This window comes from Actinoplanes sp. NPDC051861 (genome assembly GCF_040681145.1).
Lineage (GTDB): Bacteria > Actinomycetota > Actinomycetes > Mycobacteriales > Micromonosporaceae > Actinoplanes.
The window spans coordinates 94,335-117,351 of sequence record NZ_JBFAYE010000027.1 but is presented as its reverse complement, the minus strand read 5'-3'; the positions used below and the strand labels follow the sequence as shown (position 1 = coordinate 117,351).

18 protein-coding genes are annotated in these 23,017 nt (G+C 69.4%); 10 read left to right on the top strand and 8 right to left on the bottom strand.

The genetic code is table 11. The features are described from left to right. Nucleotides 1-17: 17 nt before the first annotated feature. Both AB0M02_RS41700 and AB0M02_RS41695 read left to right on the top strand, forming a co-directional pair. On the top strand, nucleotides 18-902 hold the full coding sequence (locus tag AB0M02_RS41700; RefSeq protein ID WP_364237897.1) for an LLM class F420-dependent oxidoreductase: 885 nt from the start codon (nucleotides 18-20) through the stop codon (nucleotides 900-902). A 75-nt stretch (nucleotides 903-977) separates the two neighbouring features. Then, complete coding sequence (locus tag AB0M02_RS41695) at nucleotides 978-1,991, top strand: LacI family DNA-binding transcriptional regulator (protein WP_364237896.1); 1,014 nt, start codon at nucleotides 978-980, stop codon at nucleotides 1,989-1,991. Nucleotides 1,992-2,045: 54 nt separating this feature from the next. Here the strand turns inward: AB0M02_RS41695 and AB0M02_RS41690 are convergent, their stop codons facing one another. Genes AB0M02_RS41690 through AB0M02_RS41680 form a run of 3 tightly spaced genes read right to left on the bottom strand, consistent with a single transcriptional unit; the run spans nucleotide 2,046 to nucleotide 5,192 of the window. After that, complete coding sequence (locus AB0M02_RS41690) at nucleotides 2,046-2,948, bottom strand: carbohydrate ABC transporter permease (protein ID WP_364237894.1); 903 nt, start codon at nucleotides 2,946-2,948, stop codon at nucleotides 2,046-2,048. A 1-nt stretch (nucleotide 2,949) separates the two neighbouring features. Beyond that, complete coding sequence (locus AB0M02_RS41685) at nucleotides 2,950-3,876, bottom strand: sugar ABC transporter permease (protein WP_364237892.1); 927 nt, start codon at nucleotides 3,874-3,876, stop codon at nucleotides 2,950-2,952. Continuing rightward, the gene (locus tag AB0M02_RS41680) at nucleotides 3,873-5,192 is read right to left on the bottom strand and encodes an extracellular solute-binding protein (RefSeq protein ID WP_364237889.1); all 1,320 of its coding nucleotides are present in this window, start codon (nucleotides 5,190-5,192) and stop codon (nucleotides 3,873-3,875) included. Before AB0M02_RS41680 ends, AB0M02_RS41685 begins: the two co-directional genes overlap by 4 nt. Nucleotides 5,193-5,480: 288 nt before the next feature. On the opposite strand from AB0M02_RS41680, the gene AB0M02_RS41675 reads away from it, so the two are divergent. From AB0M02_RS41675 to AB0M02_RS41650, 6 genes are all read left to right on the top strand, one after another. After that, nucleotides 5,481-7,847 (top strand): glycoside hydrolase family 3 N-terminal domain-containing protein, encoded by a 2,367-nt coding sequence (locus tag AB0M02_RS41675; RefSeq protein WP_364237886.1) that lies wholly within the window; start codon nucleotides 5,481-5,483, stop codon nucleotides 7,845-7,847. Nucleotides 7,848-7,893: 46 nt separating this feature from the next. Continuing rightward, nucleotides 7,894-9,099, top strand: coding sequence for a GAF domain-containing SpoIIE family protein phosphatase (locus tag AB0M02_RS41670; protein ID WP_364237884.1), 1,206 nt, complete (start codon nucleotides 7,894-7,896; stop codon nucleotides 9,097-9,099). 91 nt (nucleotides 9,100-9,190) lie between these two features. Beyond that, nucleotides 9,191-10,627, top strand: coding sequence for a gamma-aminobutyraldehyde dehydrogenase (locus tag AB0M02_RS41665; RefSeq protein ID WP_364237882.1), 1,437 nt, complete (start codon nucleotides 9,191-9,193; stop codon nucleotides 10,625-10,627). Further along, nucleotides 10,627-11,892 (top strand): 4-aminobutyrate--2-oxoglutarate transaminase, encoded by a 1,266-nt coding sequence (gabT, locus tag AB0M02_RS41660; RefSeq protein WP_364237880.1) that lies wholly within the window; start codon nucleotides 10,627-10,629, stop codon nucleotides 11,890-11,892. Before AB0M02_RS41665 ends, gabT begins: the two co-directional genes overlap by 1 nt. 22 nt (nucleotides 11,893-11,914) lie before the next feature. Continuing rightward, on the top strand, nucleotides 11,915-12,370 hold the full coding sequence (locus AB0M02_RS41655; protein ID WP_364237877.1) for an Lrp/AsnC family transcriptional regulator: 456 nt from the start codon (nucleotides 11,915-11,917) through the stop codon (nucleotides 12,368-12,370). Beyond that, entirely contained in the window at nucleotides 12,370-13,647 is a 1,278-nt protein-coding gene (locus AB0M02_RS41650; protein WP_364237875.1) for an FAD-binding oxidoreductase, read from the top strand. The genes AB0M02_RS41655 and AB0M02_RS41650 overlap by 1 nt, the downstream gene beginning before the upstream one ends. A gap of 6 nt (nucleotides 13,648-13,653) precedes the next feature. Here the strand turns inward: AB0M02_RS41650 and AB0M02_RS41645 are convergent, their stop codons facing one another. Together AB0M02_RS41645 and AB0M02_RS41640 are read right to left on the bottom strand one after the other, a co-directional pair. After that, nucleotides 13,654-15,786, bottom strand: a complete 2,133-nt coding sequence (locus AB0M02_RS41645; protein WP_364237872.1) for an ATP-binding protein — start codon at nucleotides 15,784-15,786, stop codon at nucleotides 13,654-13,656. 72 nt (nucleotides 15,787-15,858) lie between these two features. After that, nucleotides 15,859-16,281 (bottom strand): response regulator, encoded by a 423-nt coding sequence (locus AB0M02_RS41640; protein WP_364237869.1) that lies wholly within the window; start codon nucleotides 16,279-16,281, stop codon nucleotides 15,859-15,861. Nucleotides 16,282-16,376: 95 nt separating this feature from the next. Here AB0M02_RS41640 and AB0M02_RS41635 point away from each other — a divergent pair, with 95 nt between their 5' ends. Then, nucleotides 16,377-18,287, top strand: coding sequence for a glycoside hydrolase family 3 protein (locus tag AB0M02_RS41635; RefSeq protein ID WP_364237867.1), 1,911 nt, complete (start codon nucleotides 16,377-16,379; stop codon nucleotides 18,285-18,287). A 120-nt stretch (nucleotides 18,288-18,407) separates the two neighbouring features. On the opposite strand, the gene AB0M02_RS41630 is transcribed toward AB0M02_RS41635, so the two are convergent. Then, nucleotides 18,408-19,790 carry an aspartate aminotransferase family protein gene (locus AB0M02_RS41630; protein ID WP_364237864.1) on the bottom strand — a complete coding sequence of 461 codons (1,383 nt, stop codon included), beginning with the start codon at nucleotides 19,788-19,790 and terminating at the stop codon, nucleotides 18,408-18,410. A gap of 207 nt (nucleotides 19,791-19,997) precedes the next feature. On the opposite strand from AB0M02_RS41630, the gene AB0M02_RS41625 reads away from it, so the two are divergent. Beyond that, the gene (locus tag AB0M02_RS41625; protein WP_364237861.1) at nucleotides 19,998-21,275 is read left to right on the top strand and encodes a phospholipase D-like domain-containing protein; all 1,278 of its coding nucleotides are present in this window, start codon (nucleotides 19,998-20,000) and stop codon (nucleotides 21,273-21,275) included. A 53-nt stretch (nucleotides 21,276-21,328) separates the two neighbouring features. On the opposite strand, the gene AB0M02_RS41620 is transcribed toward AB0M02_RS41625, so the two are convergent. Next, complete coding sequence (locus AB0M02_RS41620) at nucleotides 21,329-22,156, bottom strand: ABC transporter permease (protein ID WP_364237859.1); 828 nt, start codon at nucleotides 22,154-22,156, stop codon at nucleotides 21,329-21,331. Continuing rightward, complete coding sequence (locus AB0M02_RS41615) at nucleotides 22,153-23,016, bottom strand: ABC transporter permease (RefSeq protein WP_364237857.1); 864 nt, start codon at nucleotides 23,014-23,016, stop codon at nucleotides 22,153-22,155. Before AB0M02_RS41615 ends, AB0M02_RS41620 begins: the two co-directional genes overlap by 4 nt. Nucleotide 23,017: the final 1 nt, after the last annotated feature.

Genomic DNA, 23,017 nt, shown 5'->3' with positions numbered 1-23,017 from the left:
CGGCGTAAGTTGATCTCATGAGCATGCGTTTCGGGGTTTTCGTGCCGCAAGGGTGGCGGATGGATCTGACCGAGATCGCCGATCCGGTCGAGCAGTACGAGGCGATGACCGCGGTGGCGAAGCTGGCTGACGCGGGGCCGTGGGACTCCGTCTGGGTCTACGACCACTTTCACACGACGCCCGAGCCGACCATGAACACGACGTTCGAGGCCTGGACGGTCAGTGCGACGCTGGCGCGGGACACCACGCGGGTGAACATCGGGCAGATGGTCGGGTGCAACGGGTATCGGCATCCGTCGCTGTACGCCAAGATTGCCTCCACCGTTGACGTGGCCAGCAAGGGGCGGCTCTACGCGGGGATCGGCGCGGGGTGGTACGAGCACGAGTGGAAGGCCTACGGATACGAGTGGGCCGACGTTCCGGAGCGGATGGCCGCGTTCCGGGAGGCGGTGCAGATCGTGCACAAGATGTGGACCGAGGACCGGCCGGTGTTCGCCGGTAAGCACTACAGGATCGATCAGCCGATCAACGAGCCCAAGGGTGTGCGTAAGCCGCATCCCTCGTTCTGGATCGGTGGCGGTGGTGAGAAGGTGACGCTGAAGCTGGTGGCGCAGTACGCGGACGGTTGCAACGTCGGCGCCGGCGACCCGCAGATCATCCGGGACAAGCTGGCGATTCTGCGGCAGCACTGTGAGCGCCAGGAGCGCGACTACGACCGGATCGTCAAGTCCACGAGCTTCAACGTGAACCTGGCCGACTCGAGTGCGGACCACATCGCCAGGCTGGAGCGGATCGCCGAGGCGGGTGCCGATTACGCCATCGTCTACTTCCCGCGGGTGGCGTACGACCACGAGCCGCTGCTGCGCTTCCAGGAGGAGGTCATTCCCCGGTTCTCCGCGTAGGGCGCGGACATGGCATGATTTCGTTGCCAGGTCCGAAACTTCCAGACGAATGGACCGGCGGTAAGGAGCGCTCCCATGGCCGTGGCCAGGCAACGCGTAACGATTGCTGCCATCGCGGAGGCCGCCGGGGTGTCCGTGCCCACGGTGTCCCGGGTGCTCAACGGTCGTTCTGACGTGTCGCCGCAGACGCGTGAGCTGATCGAGCGGCTGCTGCGTGAGCACGATTATCGGCCCCGCAACTCTCGGCACTCCGGCCGGGCCCGTCTGGTGGACCTCGTTTTCAACGATCTGGACAGCCCGTGGGCCCTGGAGCTGATCCGCGGCGTCGAGGACGTCGCGCACGCCTCCGGGGTCGGCACGGTGGTCTCGCAGGTGCACCGGCGGACCACCGCCACCCGGCAGTGGCTGCAGAATCTGCGGGCCCGGGCGTCCGACGGCGTCATCTTCGTGACCTCGGACGTGGCCGAGCCGGTGCACAACGAGCTGCACCGGCTCAAGGTCCCCGTGGTGATCATCGACCCGGCCGGCGGTGCGGCCTCGGATGTGCCGACGATCGGCGCGACGAACTGGTCCGGTGGGCGGACCGCCACGGATCATCTGCTGTCGCTCGGGCACCGGCGGATCGGGTTCGTCGCCGGGCCGAAGAACCTGCTGTGCAGCCGGGCCCGTCTTGACGGTTACCGGGCGGCGCTGGAGGCGGCCGGGATCCGGGCGGACGAGGCGCTGATCGAGACCGGGGACTTCCGGCACGAGTCGGGTTTCGTGGCCGGCTGCCGGCTGCTCGACCTTGCCGATCCGCCCACCGCGGTCTTCGCGTCCAGCGACCTGATGGCGCTCGGTGTCTGCGAGGCAGCCCGGCGGCGGGGCATGCGGGTGCCGGAGCAGCTGAGCGTGGTCGGGTTCGACGATCTGCCGGAGTCGCAGTGGGCCTCGCCCCCGCTGACCACGATCCGTCAGCCGCTCGCCGAGATGGGGGCGCTCGCCGCGCGTACCGTTTTGCGGTTGTCGCGCGGCGAGTCCATCGAGACCCCTCGGGTGGAGCTGGTCACGAAGCTGATGGTCCGGGAGAGCACCGCACCGGCGCGCTGAGACCCGCGTGTGGAGTTCGGGCGCGGAGCGCACCCGAACTCCACACGCCGGGTGCTACTTGCCGAAGCCGGCGGTCAGACCGCTGACCAGCTGGCGGCGGCCGATCGCGTAGAGCAGCACGATCGGGACCGTGGTGAGCGTGACCGACGCGGCGATGGCCGGGACGTTCACGCCGAACTGGGTCTGGAACGACGCCAGGGCGAGCGGGATGGTCGCCTGGTCGGGGCTCTGCGTGAGGATCAGCGGCAGAAGGTAGCCGTTCCAGATGCCCACCGCGTTGTAGATGATCACGGTGACCAGGGCGGGACGGGTGAGCGGGAAGGCGAGCCGCCACATGGTGCCCCACTCGGTGGCGCCGTCCATCCGCATCGACTCGAAGAGCTCCTTCGGGACGTCGCGGATGAAGTTGCCCAGCACCAGCACCGACAGCGGGATGGCGAACGCGATCGACGGCAGGATGATCGCCTGGAGCGTGTCGTACAGCTCCATCTTGATGATGATCAGGTAGACCGGGATGACCACGGCCTGCAGCGGGATCGCCAGGCCCATCAGGAAGATGCCGTTGACGGTCTTCAGGAACCGGTTGCCGGCGCCGCGGACGATCGCGTACGCCGCCATGAACGAGATCAGCGTGGCCGGCAGGACCGCGCCCGCCGTCACGATGACGCTGTTCAGGAAGAACCGCGTGAAGTTGCTCTCGATCACCAGCTGGTAGTTCTCCAGGGTGAACTCGGACGGCGGCTTCAGCGGGTTGGTGAAGAAGTAGTTGGCCTGGGTCTTGAAGCTGGTGATGACGAGCCAGTAGAGCGGCAGCATCACGATCAGCAGCCAGACCCAGCCGAAGCTGCCACCGATCCAGTTCATCTCGCGCAGGCGGCGGCCGGTCGACCGGCGCGGCGCGTGCGACGCCGGTGGCCGGGTGGCCTGCTGGCGAGCCTGTGGGGTCATCGTCGCCATCTCAGGCTCCTTCCAGCTGGCTCTCGTCGGCGCGTCCGCCCAGTCGCCGCAGCAGCAACGAGAGAGCGAGGCCGACCAGGACCAGGATGACGGCGATCGCGCTGGCCGGGCCCATCAGGCTGGCCTGGAAACCCTGCTGGTACATCTGCACGGCGAGAGCGCGGGTGGAGTCGCCGGGGCCGCCGGCGGTGAGCACCCAGATCAGGTCGAAGAACGTCAGCGAGCCCACGACCATCAGCGTCGAGGAGGTGATGATCGTGTACTTGAGCTGGGGCAGGGTGATCCCGAAGAACTGCCGCAGCCGGCCGGCGCCGTCGATCTGCGCCGCCTCGTACATCGACGTGGGGATCTGCCGGACCGCGCCCTGGTAGATCAGGGAGTGGAACGGGATGAACTGCCAGGACACCACGAAGATCAGCGTGGCCATGGCCAGTTTCGCCTCACCGAGCCAGTTCTGGTTCAGCGCCTCGATCCCGAGGCCGGCGCCGAGCCCGAAGTTCGGGTCGAGCAGCGACTTGTAGGTGATGGCGATGGCCGCGGAGCTGAGCAGCAGCGGGATGAAGTAGAAGACAGACAGGAACCCTCGGTAACGGCTCTGCCGGGCCATGAAGACACCGAGCAGGATCGAGATCGGGGTCTGCACCGCCCACGACAAGATCATGATCACGAAGGTGACCCAGATCGCGTTGGGCAGGTTCGGGTCGCTCAGAGCCGCCTTCCAGCTGACCAGGCCGGTCAACTCGATGGTCGGCGTGATGCCGTTCCACGTGGCGAAGCTGAGCGCGATCACGCCGAACAGCGGGATGATCCCGAAGAAGACGAACATCAAGAACGCCGGCAGGGCCATCCAAACGACGGAGCCGCTCCGCCCGCCGCTGGATCTGGTGGGCTCCTGACCGCGCACGACGGGCGGAGCGAGCGTCGTCATTTACCGATGACCCCGTTCATGTTGTCGACCCACTGCTGCGGGGTGACCTGGAGCTGGAACAGCTTGGCGATGTTGTCCAGCAGCACCTCGGCCGCGGTCGGGCTCAGCGCCTGGTCCCACGACTGCGCGAAGGTCTTGGCGCCCGCCGCGATCGTGGCCATGTCCTTGAGGAACTGCGCGTCGTCGCCGGTGAACAGGCTCTCGGCACCCTTGATCACCGGAACGCCGCCGGACTTGACCCAGCCGGCCTTCTCCTCGTCGTCGACGAGCGTGGTGGAGAAGAACTTCTTCGCGGTCTCCTTGTCGGCATCCGTCGCCTTCGACGACAGCGACAGGTACTGACCGGGGTTGCCGACGGTGTTGGTCGGGTCGCCCTTGCCGCCGTCGATCGGCGGGAAGTTCATCCAGCCGAGGCCGCCGTCGGCGACGAACTTGCCACCGTTGGCCTTCTGGATGCCGAACGACCAGGAGCCGTGCACCATCATCGCGGCCTTGCCGGTGTAGAGCAGGGCCTGGTCGGCGTTGGTGTCGGCGACCGTCGAGGCGAAGCCCTTCTGGAACGCGTTCTGCTTCACCAGGTCCTGGACCTTGGTCAGCATGTCGAGCACGGCCGGGTCGGACCACGAGCCCGCCTTGCCGGCGAACACGTTGTCGAACACCTCGGAGCCGGCCTGGCGGTCGAGCATGAACTCGAGCCACATCATGTTCGTCCACCGGGACTGGCCGGCGAGCGAGAACGGCGCGATGCCCTTGGCGTTGAACTTCGGGATCAGGTCGAGGATGTCGCCGTAGGTCTGCGGCGGCGTGACACCGACCTGGTCGAAGACCTTCTTGTTGTAGAACAGCACGATCGGCTGGACCGTCTCGACCGGCATCGCGTAGATCTTGCCGTTGACGGTGGCGGCGCCGAACGAGGACGGGAGGATCTTGTCCTTGGCCGCGGCGTTCTGGGCGAAGAAGTCGGTCAGGTCCTCGACCTGGCCGGCGTCGACGTAGCTCTTGAGACCGCCGCCGCCCCAGCCCCAGATCAGGGTCGGTGCCTGGTTCGCGCCGAGCGCGGTCTTGATCTTCGCCTTGTACGCGTCGTTCTGGAAGAACGTCGGGGTGATCTTGCTGTCGGGGTTAGCTTTGTTGAACCGGTCGATCGCGGCCTGCCGGTACGGCTGGCCGGGCTCGCCGCTCAGCGACCAGTAACTTGCCGACCCACCACCGGTGCCGCTGGTGCCACTGCCGGAAGGGCCGTCGTTGCCGCAGGCAGCGAGGGCGGCTCCCGCGCCGACACCGGCGGAGAGGGTGAGGAAACTCCTGCGCTTCACGCTGATCTCCGTACTCGAAGAAGCCGCCGGGAGCGGCTGGTGATATGGCGATGTCCTGCCCAGATCCTTCCAAAACCGGTTAAGTTTCGAAAGTTTCGATCAGAGGCTGCAAATTAACGCGAGGTTTCGTAAACGTAGGGTTTCGCTGTGACGAGTGTCAAGACCCTTGCCGTAACAGTGCTCAGACCGTGAGAGTATGCGGCGAGTGCACCCGGACGCGGGCCCGGTGCGGGCTGTCCGCCGAGGTCCGGCGGCGCCCGAAACTTTCGGAAACTATCGGAGGAACCGTTGACTACAGAACACGCGCCCCGGCCCTGGCGCGACCCCGACCTTCCGGTAGCCGAGCGGGTCGAGGCTCTTCTGGCCGAGATGACGCTCGAGGAGAAGGTGGCACAGCTCGGCAGCCGGTGGATAGGTAAGGACAAGGGCGCCACCGGCGCCGCCGGTCCGGAACCGGAGGAGAGCCACAACGTGGCTCCGATGGAGGACGAGTTCACCGGTGCCCCCGCTCTCGAGGAGGCCAGCAGGCACGGTCTCGGCCACCTGACCCGGATATATGGCAGTTACCCGGTGACCATCGCCGAGGGCACCGCCGAGCTGATCCGCCAGCAGCGCATCGTGATGGCCTCGAGCCGGCTCGGCATCCCGGCCCTCGTCCACGAGGAGTGCCTGACCGGCTTCACGGCGTACGGTGCGACCGTATACCCGTCCGCCACCGCCTGGGGGGCAACCTTCGATCCCGACTTGATCGAGCGAATGGCCACCGCAATCGGCCGCGACATGTCGGCACTTGGTGTACACCAGGGTCTGTCGCCGGTGCTCGACGTGGTCCGCGACTACCGGTGGGGCCGGGTCGAGGAGGCGATCAGCGAGGATCCGTACCTGGTGTCCCGGGTCGCCGCCGCGTACGTGCGCGGGCTGCAGGGCGCCGGCATCATCGCCACGCTCAAGCACTTCGCCGGATACTCGGCCTCGCGGGGCGCCCGCAACCACGGCCCGGTGCCGATGGGCCGCCGGGAGCTGCTCGACGTGATCCTGCCGCCCTTCGAGACCGCGGTTCTGGAGGCCGGAGCCGGCTCGGTGATGAACTCGTACTCCGACATCGACGGCGTGCCCGCCGGCGCCGACCCGTGGCTGCTCACCGAGCTGCTGCGCGACGAGTGGGGCTTCACCGGCACGGTCGTCTCCGACTACTGGGCCGTGCCGTTCCTGTCCGGCAACCACGGTGTCGCCGCCGACGCCGGTCACGCCGGTGTCCTCGCGCTGACCGCCGGCATCGACGTCGAGCTGCCGGACACCATCGGCTACGGCGACAACCTCGTCAGCCGGGTGCGCAGCGGCGAGGTGGACGAGGCGTACGTGGACCGCGCCGCCCGTCGCGCGCTGCTCCAGAAGGCCGAGCTCGGCCTGCTGGACGAGGGCTGGACGCCGGAGAGCACGGTGGCCGGCGCGGCGGAGCTCGACCTGGACTCGGCCGGCAACCGCGCCCTGGCCCGCGAGCTGGCCGAGAAGTCGGTCGTGCTGCTCGACGCCGGCACCGCGCTGCCGCTGGCCGGCCCGGCCCGGATCGCCGTGGTGGGCCCGACCGCGGCCGACGCCCGGACGTTCCTCGGCTGCTACGCCTTCCCGAACCACGTCCTGCCCCGCTACCCGGGTGTCGAGGACGGCATCGAGATGCCCGACGCGGTGACCGCGCTGCGGGCCGAGCTGCCGGGTTCGGAGATCGTTTACGAGGCGGGGTGCCCGGTCCGGGGCGACGACCGGTCCGGTTTCGCCGCGGCGGTGGCCGCCGCCGAGTCCGCCGACGTCTGCCTCGCCTTCGTCGGCGACCTGGCGGGCATGTTCGGCGAGGGCACCTCCGGCGAGGGCTGCGACGCCGCGGACCTGCGGCTGCCCGGTGTGCAGGCTGATCTTGTCGAAGCGCTTCTCTCGACCGGCAAGCCCGTGGTCGTCGTGGTGGTCTCCGGCCGGCCGTACGCGCTCGGCGAGTTCGCCGGCCGCACCGCCGGTCTGGTGCAGGCCTTCATGCCGGGCGAGGAGGGCGGCGCCGCGATCGCCGGTGTGCTCTCCGGCCGCGTCCAGCCGAGCGGCAAGCTGCCCGTGCAGATCCCCCGCCACCCGGGCGGACAGCCGGGCACCTACCTGCAGCCGCGTCTGGGTGCCGTGCACCTGGGTGTCAGCAACCTCGACCCCACCCCGCTGTACGCCTTCGGCCACGGCCGCTCGTACACCACGTTCGCCGTGGGCGACCTGCGGATCAGTGACACCAGCGTGCCGACCGACGGCGAGTTCACCGTGACCGTGCGACTGTCCAACACCGGTGCCCGCGACGGCGCCGAGGTGGTCCAGCTGTACCTGACCGACCCGGTCGCCGAGGTCACCCGTCCGGTGATTCAGCTGGCCGGGTTCCAGCGGGTCGAGCTGGCCGCCGGCGCCGCCGCGGACGTGACGTTCCGCGTGCACACCGACCGCACCGCCTACACCGGCCGTGCGCTGCGCCGCATCGTGGACGCCGGTGAGCTGCGAATTTCCGTCGGCACCTCGGCGGCCGATCTGCCCTGTACGGGATCGGTCACCCTCACCGGCAAGACCCGCGAGACCGGGTCCGGCCGCCGGCTGGCGACCCCGGTGGAGGTGGTCCACGCCGATTCGTGACAGGCGGTGACGTCCCGCGCCGGGCTCCGGACACTAGGCTTTCGGTGTGCCCCGACGCATCAATGACGACGAGCGCCTGCGCCGGCTCGAAGCGATCACTGATGCGACACTGTCCCGGCTCGACGTCTCCGATCTCCTCGACGAGTTGCTCGACCGGGTCCGCGACCTGCTCGACGTCGACACGGCCGCGATCCTGCTGCTGGACGTGCACGCCCAGCAGCTGGTCGCGACCGCGGCGAAGGGTCTGGAGGAGGAGGTCCGGGCCGGGTTCCGGGTCGCGGTCGGCCACGGGTTCGCCGGCCGGGTCGCCGCCACCCGCGCGCCGGTGCGGCTGACCGACGTCACCGGCGAGGACGTGCTCCACCCGATCCTGGTGGAGAAGGGGATCCGGTCCCTGCTCGGCGTGCCGATCATCGCGGGTGGCGACCTGGTCGGAGTGCTGCACGTCGGAACGCTGTCCCGGCGCTCGTTCGGCGACGACGACGTGCGGCTCCTCGAGCTGGCCGCCGACCGGGCCGGGACAGCCGGGCGGATCCGGTCGGCCAAGATGGAACAGGCAGCCGCCCTCGCACTGCAGCGCAGCCTGCTCCCGGCGCGCCTGCCCGAGGCACCGGGCGTGGAGATGGCCGCCCGCTACGTGCCCGGTCACGTGGTCGGCATCGGCGGCGACTGGTACGACGTCTTCCTCCTGCCCTCCGGCTGGCTCGGCGTGGTGATCGGTGACGTCTCGGGACACGGGCTCGCCTCCGCGGTGGTGATGGGACGGATCCGCAGCGCGCTTCGCGCGTACGCTCTCATCTGTGACGACCCGGCCGCGGCACTCACCCTGCTGGACCGCAAGGTCCGGCACTTCGAAGCCGGCAGCCTGACCACCGCGCTGTACGCCATGATCAGCCCGGACCGGACCCGCATCGTGATCTCCTCGGCCGGGCACCTGATGCCGGTCCTGGCCGAGCCGGGCCGTGAGGCCTGCCTCGTCAGCTTCCCGGTCGACCCGCCGCTCGGGATCGGCCGGGCGGCCGGCGCCCGCCGCAACGCCACGCTGGAGTTTCCTCCCGGCGGCATTCTGCTCTGTTACACCGACGGTCTCGTCGAACGCCGCGACCGGGTCATCGACGTCGGCGTGCACCGCTTGATCAACTCGGTTCGCGCGGCACCGGCGGAGACGGTTTGCGTTACGGTCATGGCGGATGCGGGCGTGGAGCAGCCGACCGACGACGTCGCACTTCTGGCCGTTCGGCGCCAAAGTTAAAGCTGCGGAAAATTGCCTCAGCCCTCTTGTTCGCCACGGATTCAGCGGAAAAGATGGGGCCGCATGCACTGATACCACGGCTGGAGGCCGCATGACCGCCAAGACGTCACTGCACAACTTCGTCAACGGCGAGGCGGTCGCGCCCGTCGAGGGACGCTACGAGGATCTCATCGATCCGTCCACCGGCGAGGTGTTCGCCTCCGCTCCGGTGTCCGGCGCCGAGGACGTCGACGGGGCCATGCGGGCCGCGTCGGCCGCGTTCGAGCAGTGGCGCGACACCACCCCCGGCGACCGGCAGCGCGCGCTGCTGAAGTTCGCCGACGCGATCGAGGCCCGCGCCGACGAGCTGGTCGCCGCCGAGTCGAAGAACACCGGCAAGCCGCTCGGCCTGACCGCCAGCGAGGAGCTGCCGCCGGCCATCGACCACCTGCGCTTCTTCGCCGGCGCCGCCCGGGTCCTGGAGGGCCGCTCCGCCGGGCAGTACATGAACGGTTTCGAGAGCTACGTGCGCCGCGAGCCGGTCGGCGTGTGCGCCCAGGTCACCCCGTGGAACTATCCGCTGCTCATGGCGATGTGGAAGATCGCGCCGGCGCTCGCGGCGGGTAACGCCGTCGTGCTCAAGCCGTCCGACACCACGCCGGTCACCAGCGTGATGCTCGCCGAGATCGCCGCCGAGTTCCTGCCGGCCGGCCTGTTCAACGTGGTGCTCGGCGACCGGGACACCGGCCGCGCCCTGGTCACCCACCGCACCCCGCAGATGGTCTCGATCACCGGCTCGGTCCGGGCCGGCATGGAGGTGGCCGGCAGCGCCGCGGCCGACCTCAAGCGCACCCACCTGGAGCTGGGCGGCAAGGCCCCGGTTGTGGTCTTCGACGACGCCGACATCGAGGCGGCCGCCGCGTCGATCGCCGAGGCCGGTTACTTCAACGCCGGGCAGGACTGCACCGCGGCCACCCGGGTGCTCGTCGGCCCCGGCGCCTACGACGACTTCGTCGCCGCGCTCGCCGCGCAGGCCCGCGAGATCCGGACCGGCGCGCCGGACGACGAGGACGTGCTCTACGGCCCGGTCAACAACGCCAACCAGCTCGCCCGGGTCAGCGGCTTCATCGACCGTCTCCCGGACCACGCGGTCCTGCAGGCCGGCGGTGCCCGGGTCGGCGACCGGGGCTACTTCTACTCCCCCACCGTCGTGTCCGGCCTGCGCCAGGACGACGAGATCATCCAGAACGAGGTGTTCGGCCCGGTCATCACCGTGCAGAAGTTCACCGACGAGGACGAGGCGGTCCGCTACGCCAACGGGGTGGAGTACGCACTCGCCTCCAGTGTCTGGACCCGCGACCACGGCACCGCGATGCGGATGACCCAGCGGCTCGACTTCGGCTGCGTGTGGGTCAACTGCCACATCCCGCTGGTCGCCGAGATGCCGCACGGCGGGTTCAAGCACTCCGGGCACGGCAAGGACCTCTCGATGTACGGGTTCGAGGACTACACGCGGATCAAGCACGTCATGCACGCCGTGGGTGCCTGATGACCGCCTCGGAAGAACTGCACAAGCGCCGGCTTGCCGCAGTTGCTCGCGGCGTTAGCTCCACTATTTCGTCATATGTCGGACATGCCGCTGGCGGAACGCTCACCGACATCGAAGGCCGCGAGTGGATCGACTTCGCCTCCGGTATCGCGGTCACCAACGTGGGGAATGCGGCGCCGAAAGTGGTGGCGGCGGTCCGCGAGCAGGTGGAGAAGTTCACTCACACGTGCTTCATGGTCGCGCCCTACGAGTCGTACGTGTCGGTCTGCGAGCAGCTGATCGAGCTGACGCCGGGCACGTTCGAGAAGCGGGCCGCGCTGTTCAACTCCGGCGCCGAGGCGGTGGAGAACGCCGTCAAGATCGCGCGGCACGCCACCGGGCGGCAGGCGGTCGTGGTGTTCGATCACGCGTACCACGGCCGGACCAACCTGACGATGGCGCTGACGGCGAAGAACATGCCGTACAAGCACCGGTTCGGGCCGTTCGCGCCGGAGGTGTACCGGGCGCCGATGTCGTACCCGCTGCGCGACGGCGGGCTCAGCGGCGCCGAGGCGGCCCGCCGGGCGATCGACGTGATCGAGAAGCAGGTGGGCGCCGGCAACGTGGCGGCCGTGCTGATCGAGCCGATCCAGGGCGAGGGCGGTTTCGTGGTTCCCGCGCCGGGGTTCCTGCCGGCGATCGCGGCGTGGACGGCGTCGGCCGGAGCCGTGTTCATCGCCGACGAGATCCAGACCGGGTTCTGCCGGACCGGGCAGTGGTTCGCGTCGGAGCACGAGGGAATCGAGCCGGACCTGGTCACCACGGCCAAGGGGATGGGCGGCGGGTTGCCGATCGCCGGTGTCGTGGGCCGGGCCGAGTTGATGGACGCGGTGCACGTCGGCGGGCTGGGTGGGACCTACGGCGGGAATCCGGTGGCCTGTGCCGCGGCCCTCGCCGCCATCGAGACGATGCGTGAGCTGGATCTGGCAGCTGCGGCACGGCGCATCGAGTCGCGCCTAAAACCCGCTTTATCCGAAATTTCGGATAAAGCGGTTGGGGAGGTGCGCGGGCGTGGCGCCATGCTCGCCGTCGAGATCGTTCAGCCGGGGACCGTCGAGCCCGACCCGGCACGCACCGCCGCGATCTCCAAGGCGTGCCACGAGGCCGGGCTGCTGACGCTGACCTGCGGGACGTACGGCAACGTGCTCCGCTTCCTGCCACCGCTGGTGATCTCCGACGAGGACCTCGATCGAGGCATAGAGATCCTCCGTGCTTCGTTCGGCTGAGCCCGTGGTGAAGAATCACGGCGTGACGGACGTTGCCCTGGACGAGATCAACAAGCAGATCATCGAGCACCTTCAGCGGGACGGGCGGATGTCGTACGCGACATTGGCCAAGACGATCGGGCTCTCCGAGGCCGCCGTGCGCCAGCGCGTGCAGCGGCTCCTCGACAACGACCTGATGCAGATCGTCGCGGTGACCGACCCGCTGACACTGGGCTTCGCCCGCCAGGCCATGGTCGGCCTGCGGGTCAACGGTGACCTCCGCGCGATCGCCGACGAGATCGCGGCGATACCGGAGGTCGACTACGTGGTGATCTGCGCCGGTCGGTACGACCTGCTCGTCGAGCTGGTCTGCACCGACGACGAGCACCTGCTCGACCTGCTCAACGAGAAGGTCCGGTCGGTCCCGGGAGTCACCGCGACCGACACCTTCATGTACCTGAAGCTCGCGAAACAGACCTACGCCTGGGGAACCCGATAATGAGCACCACCGCGCCCTCGTTCTGGCTGGACTCGCTCGGCCCGATCGGGAGGCGCCCCCCGCTCCCCGGTGACGCCTGCGCCGACGTGGCGATCGTGGGCGGCGGGTACACCGGACTGTGGACGGCGTACTACCTCGCCAAGGCGGCGCCCGATCTGACGATCGTGGTCGTCGAGGCGGAGTTCTGCGGGTTCGGGGCGTCCGGCCGCAACGGCGGCTGGGCGTCCGGCCTGTTCCCGGTCTCCGAGGCGCGGCTCACCCGGAGGTACGGCGCACAGCGCGCGGCGGCCATGCACCGCGCGCTGGAGGGCGCGGTCGACGAGGTCGGGCGGGCCGCCGCCGAGGAGGGCATCGACTGCGACTACGCGAAGGGCGGCACCATCTCCCTGGTCCGCTCCCCCGCGCAGCTGCGCCGCGCCCGCGGGTCGGAGGGTTTCGTCGGCGCCGACGAGGCCCGCGCGATCTGCGGCGCCACCGGTGTGCTCGGTGGCGTCTACAGCGAGCACTGCGCCTCGCTGCACCCGGCGAAGCTGGTCCGCGGGCTGGCGGCCGCCGTCGAGCGGCTCGGCGTGACCATTCACGAGGGCACCCGGGCGCTGCGCCTGGAACGCGGCCGGGTCGTCACCGACCACGGCACGATTCGGGCGAGCACGGTGGTCCGCGCGCTGGAGGGCTACACCGCCGACCTTCAGGGGCACCGGCGCAACCTGGCACCGGTCTACTCGCTGATGATCGCCACCGAGCCGCTGCCCGGCGAGTTCTGGCAGCGCGCCGGCCTGGCCCGCCGGGAGACCTTCACCGACGAGCGCCGCATGATCATCTACGGGCAGCGCACCGCCGACGACAGATTGGCCTTCGGCGGGCGCGGCGCGCCGTACCATTTCGGGTCCCGTGTCCGCCCGGAGTTCGACCGGGTACCGGAGGTCTTCGACGCGCTGCGCCGCACCCTCACCGAGCTCTTCGAGATCGATCCGCCGATCGCCTACCGCTGGGGCGGGCCGCTGGGCATCCCCCGCGACTGGATGCCGTCGGTCGGTCTCCGCGACGGCATCGCCTGGGGCGGCGGCTACGTCGGCGACGGCGTGGCGGCCGCCAACCTGGCCGGGCGCACCCTCGCCGACCTGATCTCCGGGCACGAGAGCCCGCTGACGTCGCTGCCCTGGGTCGGTCACCGCTCCCGGCGCTGGGAGCCGGAGCCGGCCCGCTGGCTGGGCATCAACACGGCTCTGAAGGCGACCGCGCTGCTGGACGCCTGGGACCGCCGCCGAGCGGCCTGAAAAGGCTCAGCCCGCCTTCGGTGGGCCGGCCAGGGGGAGGCGGACGCAGACGACTGTGCCGGCCGGGCGGTTCTCGGCCAGCCGGATCGTGCCGCCGTGGAGCAGCACGATGGCGCGTGCCAGGCTCAGCCCCAGACCGCTGCCGCTCGGGCCCTGATGCCGGACGTTGCTGCCACGGTAGAAGCGGTCGAAGACCCGGGCCCGCTCGGTGGCCGGCATGCCGATGCCGCCGTCGGCGATGCACAGGTCGGCCATCGTGTCGTCGGCGCGGAGTGTGACGTGCACGGGTGCGCCCGGTGGGCTGTACCGGACCGCGTTGGAGAGCAGGTCGTCCACCACCTGCCGCAGCCGGTCGGCGTCCGCGGGCAGACGCAGCTCGCCGGGCAGCTCGGTGACCAGGGTCAGGCGGTCCGCGGCCCGGCGCGCCGCGGTGGCGGCCTCGATGATCAGGGCGGGCAGGTCGACCGGCTGGATGTCCAGGACCAGATGGCCGGAGTCGAGGCCGGCCAGGTCCAGCAGGGTGTCGGCGATCCGCTGCAGGGAGGCGGCGTTGCGGGCGACCGCCCGGGCCATCTGCCGGCAGTCGGCGTCCAGGCCGGAGGCCTCCTCGGCGAGGATGGTCGCGTTCGCGGTGATCGCGGTCAGCGGGGTACGCAACTCGTGCCCGACCAGGTCGACGAAGTCACCCTGCGCGCGGGCCAGCTGACGGGCCAGCTCCTCGCACCGGCGCTGGGCGACGAAGACGCCGATCTGCGCGGCGACACCGTCGAGCAGCACGGTGAGCAGGTCGGGCTCGTACTCCTCGGTGCCGGCGTAACAGGTCAGGACGCCGAGCAGCGACCCGCCGTCGCGGACCGGGACGGAGAGCGCCGTTCGCACCCCTCGGCGCAGGCAAACGTCCACGCGCTGGCGCTCGTACGCCGTACGCAGATCGCGGCTGACGCCGATGTCCGGCACCCAGATCGCCCGCCCGCTCGCCCACACCCGCCCGGTGATGCCCTGGCCACGCACCGGGATGTGGCCGAAGAAGCCGGCCGGTTCGAGTCCCGCGTCGTCCCAGTGCCCCACGGACTGGAGGTTGCCACCGGTCTCGTCGATGAGGAACAGCTCGGCGGCCGGCCAGCCGAGCGTGGTGGTGACCGCCTGCAGGACATGCGGCGCGGCCTCGGCCACCGACCCGGAGTTCTTCAGGACGTGCTCGACGGCCAGGTGGCAGGCGCGGAACCGCTCGGCCCGGCGCAGCGCGGTGACCTCGTGCGCGACGGCCAGCGCACCGAGCAGCTCGCCGCCATTTCCGTGTACGGGCCGGGCGGTGGTGTCGAAGACACGCGCACGGTGTCCCGGCACGTGGGTGTACACGTCCTCCGAGGAGATCCGCTCGCCGCGCAGCGCCCGGATCATCGGGGTGTTCTCCCAGAGCATCGGCCGGCGATCCGCGTGTTGCAGGACGACGGGCGTCTGCCGGTGGTAGTCCTCCGGGAGCGGCCCGTCCACCGGGAGCCCGCGGGCGTCGCGCATGGCCCGGTTGGCGTACACGACACGGCCGGTCCGGTCGCAGGCGACGACGGCGGCGTCCATGGTCTCCAGCAGGGCACCGAGGAACGCGCCGTCGTCCGGTGTGACGGCGGCGCCCGACGGCACGCCGCTGCGGGCGATCAGCGTCTCGACGATCGTCATGAGCGTGGCCGCCTGCGCGTCGGTCCACTGCCGGGGGCGGCGGTCGAGGACGGTCAGCGAGCCGAGCGGGCGGTCGTCGGCGTCGCGGACCGGCACGCCGAGAAAGGAATGGATGCCGAACTCCAGCCCGAGCAGGTGCTTGCAGAGCGACTCGTCCGGCTCGGCGGACATGTTCGTCGAGAGCACCAGGTGGTCGGCGCAGACGATGTACTTGCAGACCGAGTACGCCAGCGGCGCCCGGCGCGGCGCGACCAGGCGCTCCGGCATGTCGTACGTGCCGACGAAGAACTCCTCCTCGCCGCCGACCAGGGTCACCGTCGCCATCGGGGCGTCGAGGAGCCGGGCGGCCAGGCAGGCGACGTCGTCGAGGCGGGAGACGTGGCCGGGCATGGTGTGCAGAGCCCGGTCCACCGCTTCCAGGCGGACGGGGTTGCCCAGCACCGCTTCGTCCAGCACCACCATGACGCGCCCCGATTCCTCCGGCCCCCGGCCGTCGTCACGGCCGCTCGCCGACTTACCCCGATAATCCTGATTTCATACTGAAACCGGCATATCGCTATAACAGCTGACCTGGGTGGAGTCGTGGCCGTGCGGGCCGGCCTCGATCAGGCCGGTCATGGTCGCCAGGAGGCGGTCGTTGGGGCAGGGTTTCAGCAGGATCGCGCAGACCTTGGCCGTCTCCGCGCGCGGATCACCCGGATGCAGGTGGCCGCTCAGGATCGCCATCGGGGTGTCCTGGACCTCGGGGTGGCCGCGGACCGCCTCGATCAGCGCCCAGCCGTCCATCCGTGGCATGCCGAGATCGGTGAGGACGGCGTCCGGCCGCTCCAGGAGGATCATCTCGAGGGCCGCCTGCCCGTCGCTCGCGCGCAGCACAGTCAGTCCGGCCCGCTTGAAGACCCGGACCAGCACGCGGGCGATGTCCTCGTCGTCCTCGGCTATCAACAAAACGGCCATGGTCAGCTCCGTCGGAAGGCTCGCTCTCAGAATGCCCCCGCACGAGTCCTTCCGGGGCCGATTCTTCCGCTCCGAGCATCAGGGAGACTTCCAGGATGCGGCGTTACGCGGGATACCTGGCACTCACGGCAGTCGTGGTCGCCGCTGTCCTGTTGCTGGTGCGCGAACGGTCCGGCGATTCCGGGGACCGCGCGGTGTACCTGGACGCGAGCCAGCCGCTCGAACGTCGCCTGTCCGACCTGATGTCCCGGATGACCCTGGCCGACAAGATCGGCCAGATGACCCAGGCGGAACGCAAGGCAGTGGCCGCCGACCCGGGCCGGGTGACCGAGTGGCGGCTCGGCTCGGTGCTCTCCGGCGGCGGTTCGGTGCCCTCCCCCAACACCCCGCAGGCCTGGGCCGACCTGGTGAACTCGCTGCAGCGCGCCGCCCTGGCCACCCCGCTGCGGATCCCGCTGATCTACGGGATCGACGCCGTGCACGGGCACGGCAACGCGTACGGGGCGACCGTCTTCCCGCACAACATCGGGCTCGGCGCGACCGGTGACCCGGACCTGGTCCGGCGGGTGTACCGGGCGACCGGCGAGGAGGTCCGCGCCACCGGCATCACCTGGAACTTCGCGCCGTGCGTCTGTGTCGCGCGCGACGAGCGGTGGGGTCGCACGTACGAGAGCTTCGGCGAGGACCCGGCGCTGGTCACCCGGATGGCCACCGCCGTGGACGGCCTGCACGAGGCCGGCGTGGTGGCCACCGTGAAGCACTTCGGCGGCGACGGCGACACCGAGTACGGCACCGGCGACAGCGGCTTCGCCATCGACCAGGGTGTCACCGTGACCAGCCGGGCCGACCTCGACCGGATCGACCTCGCCCCGTATGCCGCCGCGATCTCGCAGCATCGGGTGCGCAGCGTGATGCCCTCCTACTCCAGCCTCGACTGGACCGAGGACGGCCCCGGCGGCGCGGTCAAGGCGCACGCCAGCCAGGAGCTGATCACCGGCAGGCTGAAGGGCGAGCTCGGCTTCACCGGATTCGTGATCAGCGACTTCGAGGCGATCCACCAGATCCCCGACCCGGCCGGCGGCGAGGAGCCCACACCGGTGCAGGTCCGGCTGGGCGTCAACGCCGGAATCGACATGTTCATGGAGCCGGCGACCGCGCCGCGGTTCCAGGCGGTGCTCACCGAGGAGGTCGAGGCCGGGCGGGTGAGCATGGACCGGATCGACGACGCGGTCCGGCGCATCCTGCGGGTCAAGTTCGAGACGGGGCTGTTCGAGAACCCGTTCGCCACCGCCGGCGAGATCGGCGGCGACGAGCACCGGGCCCTGGCGCGCACGGCGGTCGCCCGGTCCCAGGTGCTGCTCAAGAACGCCGGGGTGCTTCCGCTGCGACCCGGTGACCGTTTTTACGTCGCCGGCCGGAACGCTGACGACATCGGCAATCAGGCCGGCGGATGGACCATCGACTGGCAGGGCCGATCGGGCGACATCACCCCGGGCACGACGATCCTTGGCGGAATCCGATCAGTGGCACCGCGCGTCACGTTCAGTCCCGGCGCTTCGGCGCCGATCCCCGCGGATGCCGTCGGGGTGGTCGTCGTTGGCGAGACGCCCTACGCCGAGGGTTACGGCGACGTCGGGAGCCCGGTCTGCCCCTGGTGCCCGGCCACGCAGAAGGAACCCAAGTCACTCACCCTCTCCGCCGGTGACCGCGAGGTGATCGACAAGGTCTGCGCGGCGACGTCGAAGTGCGTGGTCCTGCTGGTCTCCGGACGCCCGCAAGTGATCACCGATCAGCTGCCCGAGATCGACGCACTCGTCGCTTCATGGCTGCCGGGCAGCGAGGGCGCGGGGGTCGCCGACGTGCTCTTCGGCCGAGAACCCTTCACCGGCAGGCTTCCCCTGAGCTGGCCGGTTTCGGTCACCCAGGTGCCGATCAATGTCGGGGACAAAACCTACAAACCCCTTTATCCGTACGGGTACGGACTGCAGCTGCCGCGTGCCGGGTGACCCTGCACATGGCGCCGTAGGTCGCCGGGCGGCCTGGGGTGGCAGGTGGTCGCGTGGTTCCCACGGGACGGGCCGGCTGCGGTTGAGGGAGGCAGCCGACCCCGTACCCGAAAATGGTTTTTAAAGGTGGTTCGTGGCCTCGGTCAGAACGCTGCGGAGGATCTGCTCGATCTCGGTGAACTGGGTCTCCGTGGCGGTCAGGGGCGGGGCCAGCTGGATGACCGGGTCGCCACGGTCGTCGGCGCGGCAGTAGAGGCCGGCCTCGAAGAGGGCGCTGGAGAGGAAGCCGCGCAGCAGGCGCTCGGACTCGTCCTCGTTGAACGTCTGCTTGGTGGCCTTGTCCTTGACCAGCTCGATGCCGAAGAAGTAGCCGTCGCCTCGGACGTCGCCGACGATCGGGAGGTCCAGGAGACGCTCCAGGTAGGAGCGGAAGAGCGGGCTGTTGTCGCGGACGTGCTGGTTCAGGTTCTCCCGCTCCATGATGTCCAGGTTGGCCAGGGCGACCGCGGCGCCGACCGGGTGGCCGCCGTAGGTGATGCCGTGCGCGAACCAGTTCGTGCCGGTCAGGAACGGCTCGGCCAGGCGCTCGGAGGCGATCATCGCGCCGAGCGGGACGTAGCCGGAGGTGAGGCCCTTCGCGACGGTGATGATGTCGGGCTGGTAGCCGTACTTGTCGGCGCCGAAGTACTCACCGAGGCGGCCGAAGGCGCAGATCACCTCGTCGGAGACGAGCAGCACGTCGTGGCGGTCGCAGATCTCGCGGACCCGCTGGAAGTATCCGGGTGGCGGCGGGAAGCAGCCGCCGGCGTTCTGCACCGGCTCGAGGTAGACGGCGGCGACCGTGTCGGGGCCCTCGAAGAGGATGGCCTCCTCGATGCGGTCGGCGGCCCAGACGCCGAACTGCTCGGGCGTCATGTTCTCGTCGGGGCGGCGGTAGTAGTTCGTGTTGGGCACCCGGACCGTCGACGGCACGAGCGGCTCGAAGTCCTGCTTGAGCGCCGGGATGCCGGTGATCGACAGCGCGCCCATGGAGGTGCCGTGGTACGCGATGGCGCGCGAGAGCACCTTCGTCTTGAGCGGCTTGCCGGTGCGCCGGAAGAACGAGCGCGCCAGCTTCCACGCGGACTCGACGGCCTCGGAGCCGCCGGTGGTGAAGAAGACGCGGTTCAGGTCGCCGGGCGCCATCTCGGCGAGACGGCCGGCCAGCTCGATCGCCTTCGGGTGCGCGTACGACCAGATGGGGAAGTAGGCGAGCTCGCTGGCCTGCTTGGCGGCCGCGTCGGCGAGCTCCTGCCGTCCGTGCCCGGTCTGGACGACGAAGAGGGCGGAGAGGCCGTCGAGGTAGCGGCGCCCGGTGGAGTCCCACACGTAGCAGCCGTCGCCGCGGGTGATCACCGGCACGGGCGCGTTCTGGTACGCCGACAGGCGGGTGAAGTGCATCCAGAGGTGGTCACGGGCGGTCGCGGAGAGGGCGTCCACGTCGGCGGGATGTTGGTCGGTCACGGATATCTCTCCTACGAGTTCTGCGGTTGCGCTCGATCCTGCCTACGGAATCCGTTGCACACAAGTCTATGGACCACTATTTCCGCGCTGTTTCAACTATCGCATCACCGGTAACCGGACCCTCGGCGACAACTGGGGCCACTCGGTCACCGGGGCATCGACTACCCTCCCCGCATCAATGATCTTCAACTCATGGGGAGGACAATCTTGAAGACACGGTCCGCGATCACCGCGGGGATGGTCGCGCTCGCCGTATTCGCCGCTCCGAGCCCGGCCCAGGCGGCCGAGCCCGATCCGGTCCTGAACAAGGCGGTGTTCAACAACCCGCTCGGCACCAAGGCCGAGCAGAACACGATCTACAAGCAGGTGGCCCGGCTCATCGACCGGGTGCCGCAGGGCGCCGAGCTGCGGATGTCGATGTACCACTTCGAGACGCCGGACACTGCGGACACCGAGGACGACCCGGACATCGTCGACCGTCTGGTGGCGGCGCACGAGCGGGGCGTCGCGGTGAAGGTCGTCCTGGACCAGGCGTCGAAGAACTTCACGGCGGCCGGGCGGCTGCGGGCCAGGCTGGGCACCGACGACACCCAGGCGTCGTTCGTGGTCTCGTGCGACGACGTCCACGGCGGGACCCGAGGGTGCATCGCGACCCGCTCCCACACCTGGTCGGACGGGACAACGTCGACGGCGTACAACCACAACAAGTTCATGGCGATCTCGAAGCTGGTGCTGGACAACGGCACCGAGTACTCGGGTGTGGTCTACCAGGCGTCGGCGAACATGACGCTGTGGGACGCGAACGAGGGGTGGAACAACGCGCTCACGTTCGTGGACACGAAGGTCTACAACGCGTACGTGAAGTACCACAGGGACCTGGTCAGTTACCGGAGGACGACGGCCGGCAACAACAACTACTACACCGACACCGGCAGCGGGACGGATTACCGGGCGTTCTTCTTCCCTCGGCACGAGGCGTCGGGTGAGGCGTTCACCGGGTCGGCGACGGACACCATCTACAACACGTTGAACAGCGTCAAGTGCTCGTACAAGGACGAGGCGAACGTGACGCGGCAGACGGACGTGCGGGTGATGCAGCTGGCGTTCAACCGGACGCCGATCGCCGCGAAGCTGGTGGAGCTGCGCAAAGCCGGGTGCTGGATCGATGTTGTCGCCAGTCAGATCGGCGGTGACGTCGAGAAGACCCTGAAGAACGGGGGCGTCCAGACCACGCGGTGCTGGTGGAAGGTGAACGAGGAGTTCACCTACCGCGTGCACCACAAGTACATGCTGATCGACGGCGGGTACGACGACGACATCACTCCGCGCACGTACACGGGCAGCCACAACTACGCGTGGTCGGCACTGCGGCTCGCGGACGAGGCGATGGTCCGGGTGATGGGCCGGGCGACGCACGACGACTACCTGCGCAACTTCTGGTCCGTGCGGGACACCTGCCGGGCGAACGGCGGCATCATCGTCTGACCTTCTTTTGGAACCGGAGCCGGGTGCGGAGTGCCGCCCCGGCTCCGGCGTTCTCAGTCCTGGGTCTTTCGCGGCCTCGACCGGAGGTTGGCCACGACGGCGATCAGCACGCCCACCGCGAAGATCAGCGTGCCCATGACGTTGACCTGTGGCGGCAGGCCGACGCGGGTCGAGCCCCAGATCCACAGCGGGAAGGTCTGCACGTTGCCCGCGGTGAAGTTGGTGATCACGAAGTCGTCGATGGAGAGCGCGAACGCCAGCATCACGCCGGAGAAGATCGCCGGGAGCAGGATCGGGAAGGTGACCTTCCAGAACGTCGTCCAGGCGGTGGCGCCGAGGTCGGCGGCGGCCTCCTCGATGGAGCGGTCGAGCGTGATGACGCGGGCCCGGACCACGGTGGCGACGAACGAGATGGAGAACATCACGTGGGCGATGATCAGCGTCATCCAGCCGGGTCCCACGCCCATCGAGACGAAGAGCGTGAGCAGCGAGGCGCCCATCACCAGCTCGGGTGAGGAGATGGCGGCGAACATGACCAGGTTGGTGGCGCCGGCGCCGCGGAAACGGTAGCGGCCGAGGGCATACCCGATGCCGGTGCCGAGGGCACCGGAGACCAGCGAGCTGACGACGGCGACGATGAGCGAGGCGATCAGGGCGTCGGTCAGATCGGGTACGGCGAACAGCTCGCGGTAGTGCTCGAGCGTGAAGCCCTGCCACGTCTGGTTGTAGCGGCCGGTCGTGTCGTTGAACCCGAACAGGATCATGACGGCGATGGGCAGCACGAGCCAGGCGATCAGCACCCAGGTGTAGACGTACATCACCCGGACACCGCCGGCCTTCCTGATGCGCACCTTGTCGGGCTTCACGAGTGTCTGCGTCATCGGGCTGCCACCTTCATCACGTCCTCGGTGCCGAGGGCCCGCGCGTACGCGAACACGCCGATCAGCAGCACGGCCATCAGGGTGAAGGCGAGCGCCGATGCGGACGGGTAGTCGGAGCTGGTCAGGAACTTGCTCTGGACGACCTGGCCGATCATCGTCGTCTCGGTGCCGCCGAGCAGCTCCGAGTTGACGTAGTCGGAGCTGGCCGGCACGAACGTCATCAGCACACCGGCGAAGACGCCGGGCAGCGCCAGCGGGAAGATCACTCGCCGGAACGCGGTGGCCGGTGAGGCGTACAGGTCCCGCGCCGCCTCCACGATGCGCGGGTCGATGCGCTCCAGGGCGACATAGATCGGCAGCACCATGAAGGGCAGGAAGTTGTACACCAGGCCACCGATCACCGCGACCGGGGTGCCGAGGATGTGGAAGCCGGCCGAGAGCAGGCCGGCCTCCTTCAGCGGGTGGAGCAGAACGCCGTCGTCGGTGAGGATCATCCGCCACGAGATGGTGCGCAGGACGAACGACACGAAGAACGGCAGCAGGATCAGAAACAGGTAGATCGTCTTCTTCTTGCCCCCGTAGAAGGCGATCCAGTACGCAACCGGGAACGACAGCACGATCAGGATGAGTGACGTGATGGCGCCGTACACGAGCGAGCGGATCAACTGGGTCTGGTAACCCGAGATCGCCTCCACGTAGGTCTGCCAGTGACCCGTGAAGACGTACCCGTTGACGATGTCGCCCTCCTGCAGCGACAGCGACAGCATGGTCGCCATCGGCACCACGAAGAACAGCAGGAGCCACAGCCCGCCCGGCAGAACGAGCAGGTAGGGCGCGAGTGTACGTTTTACCCGGTTCATC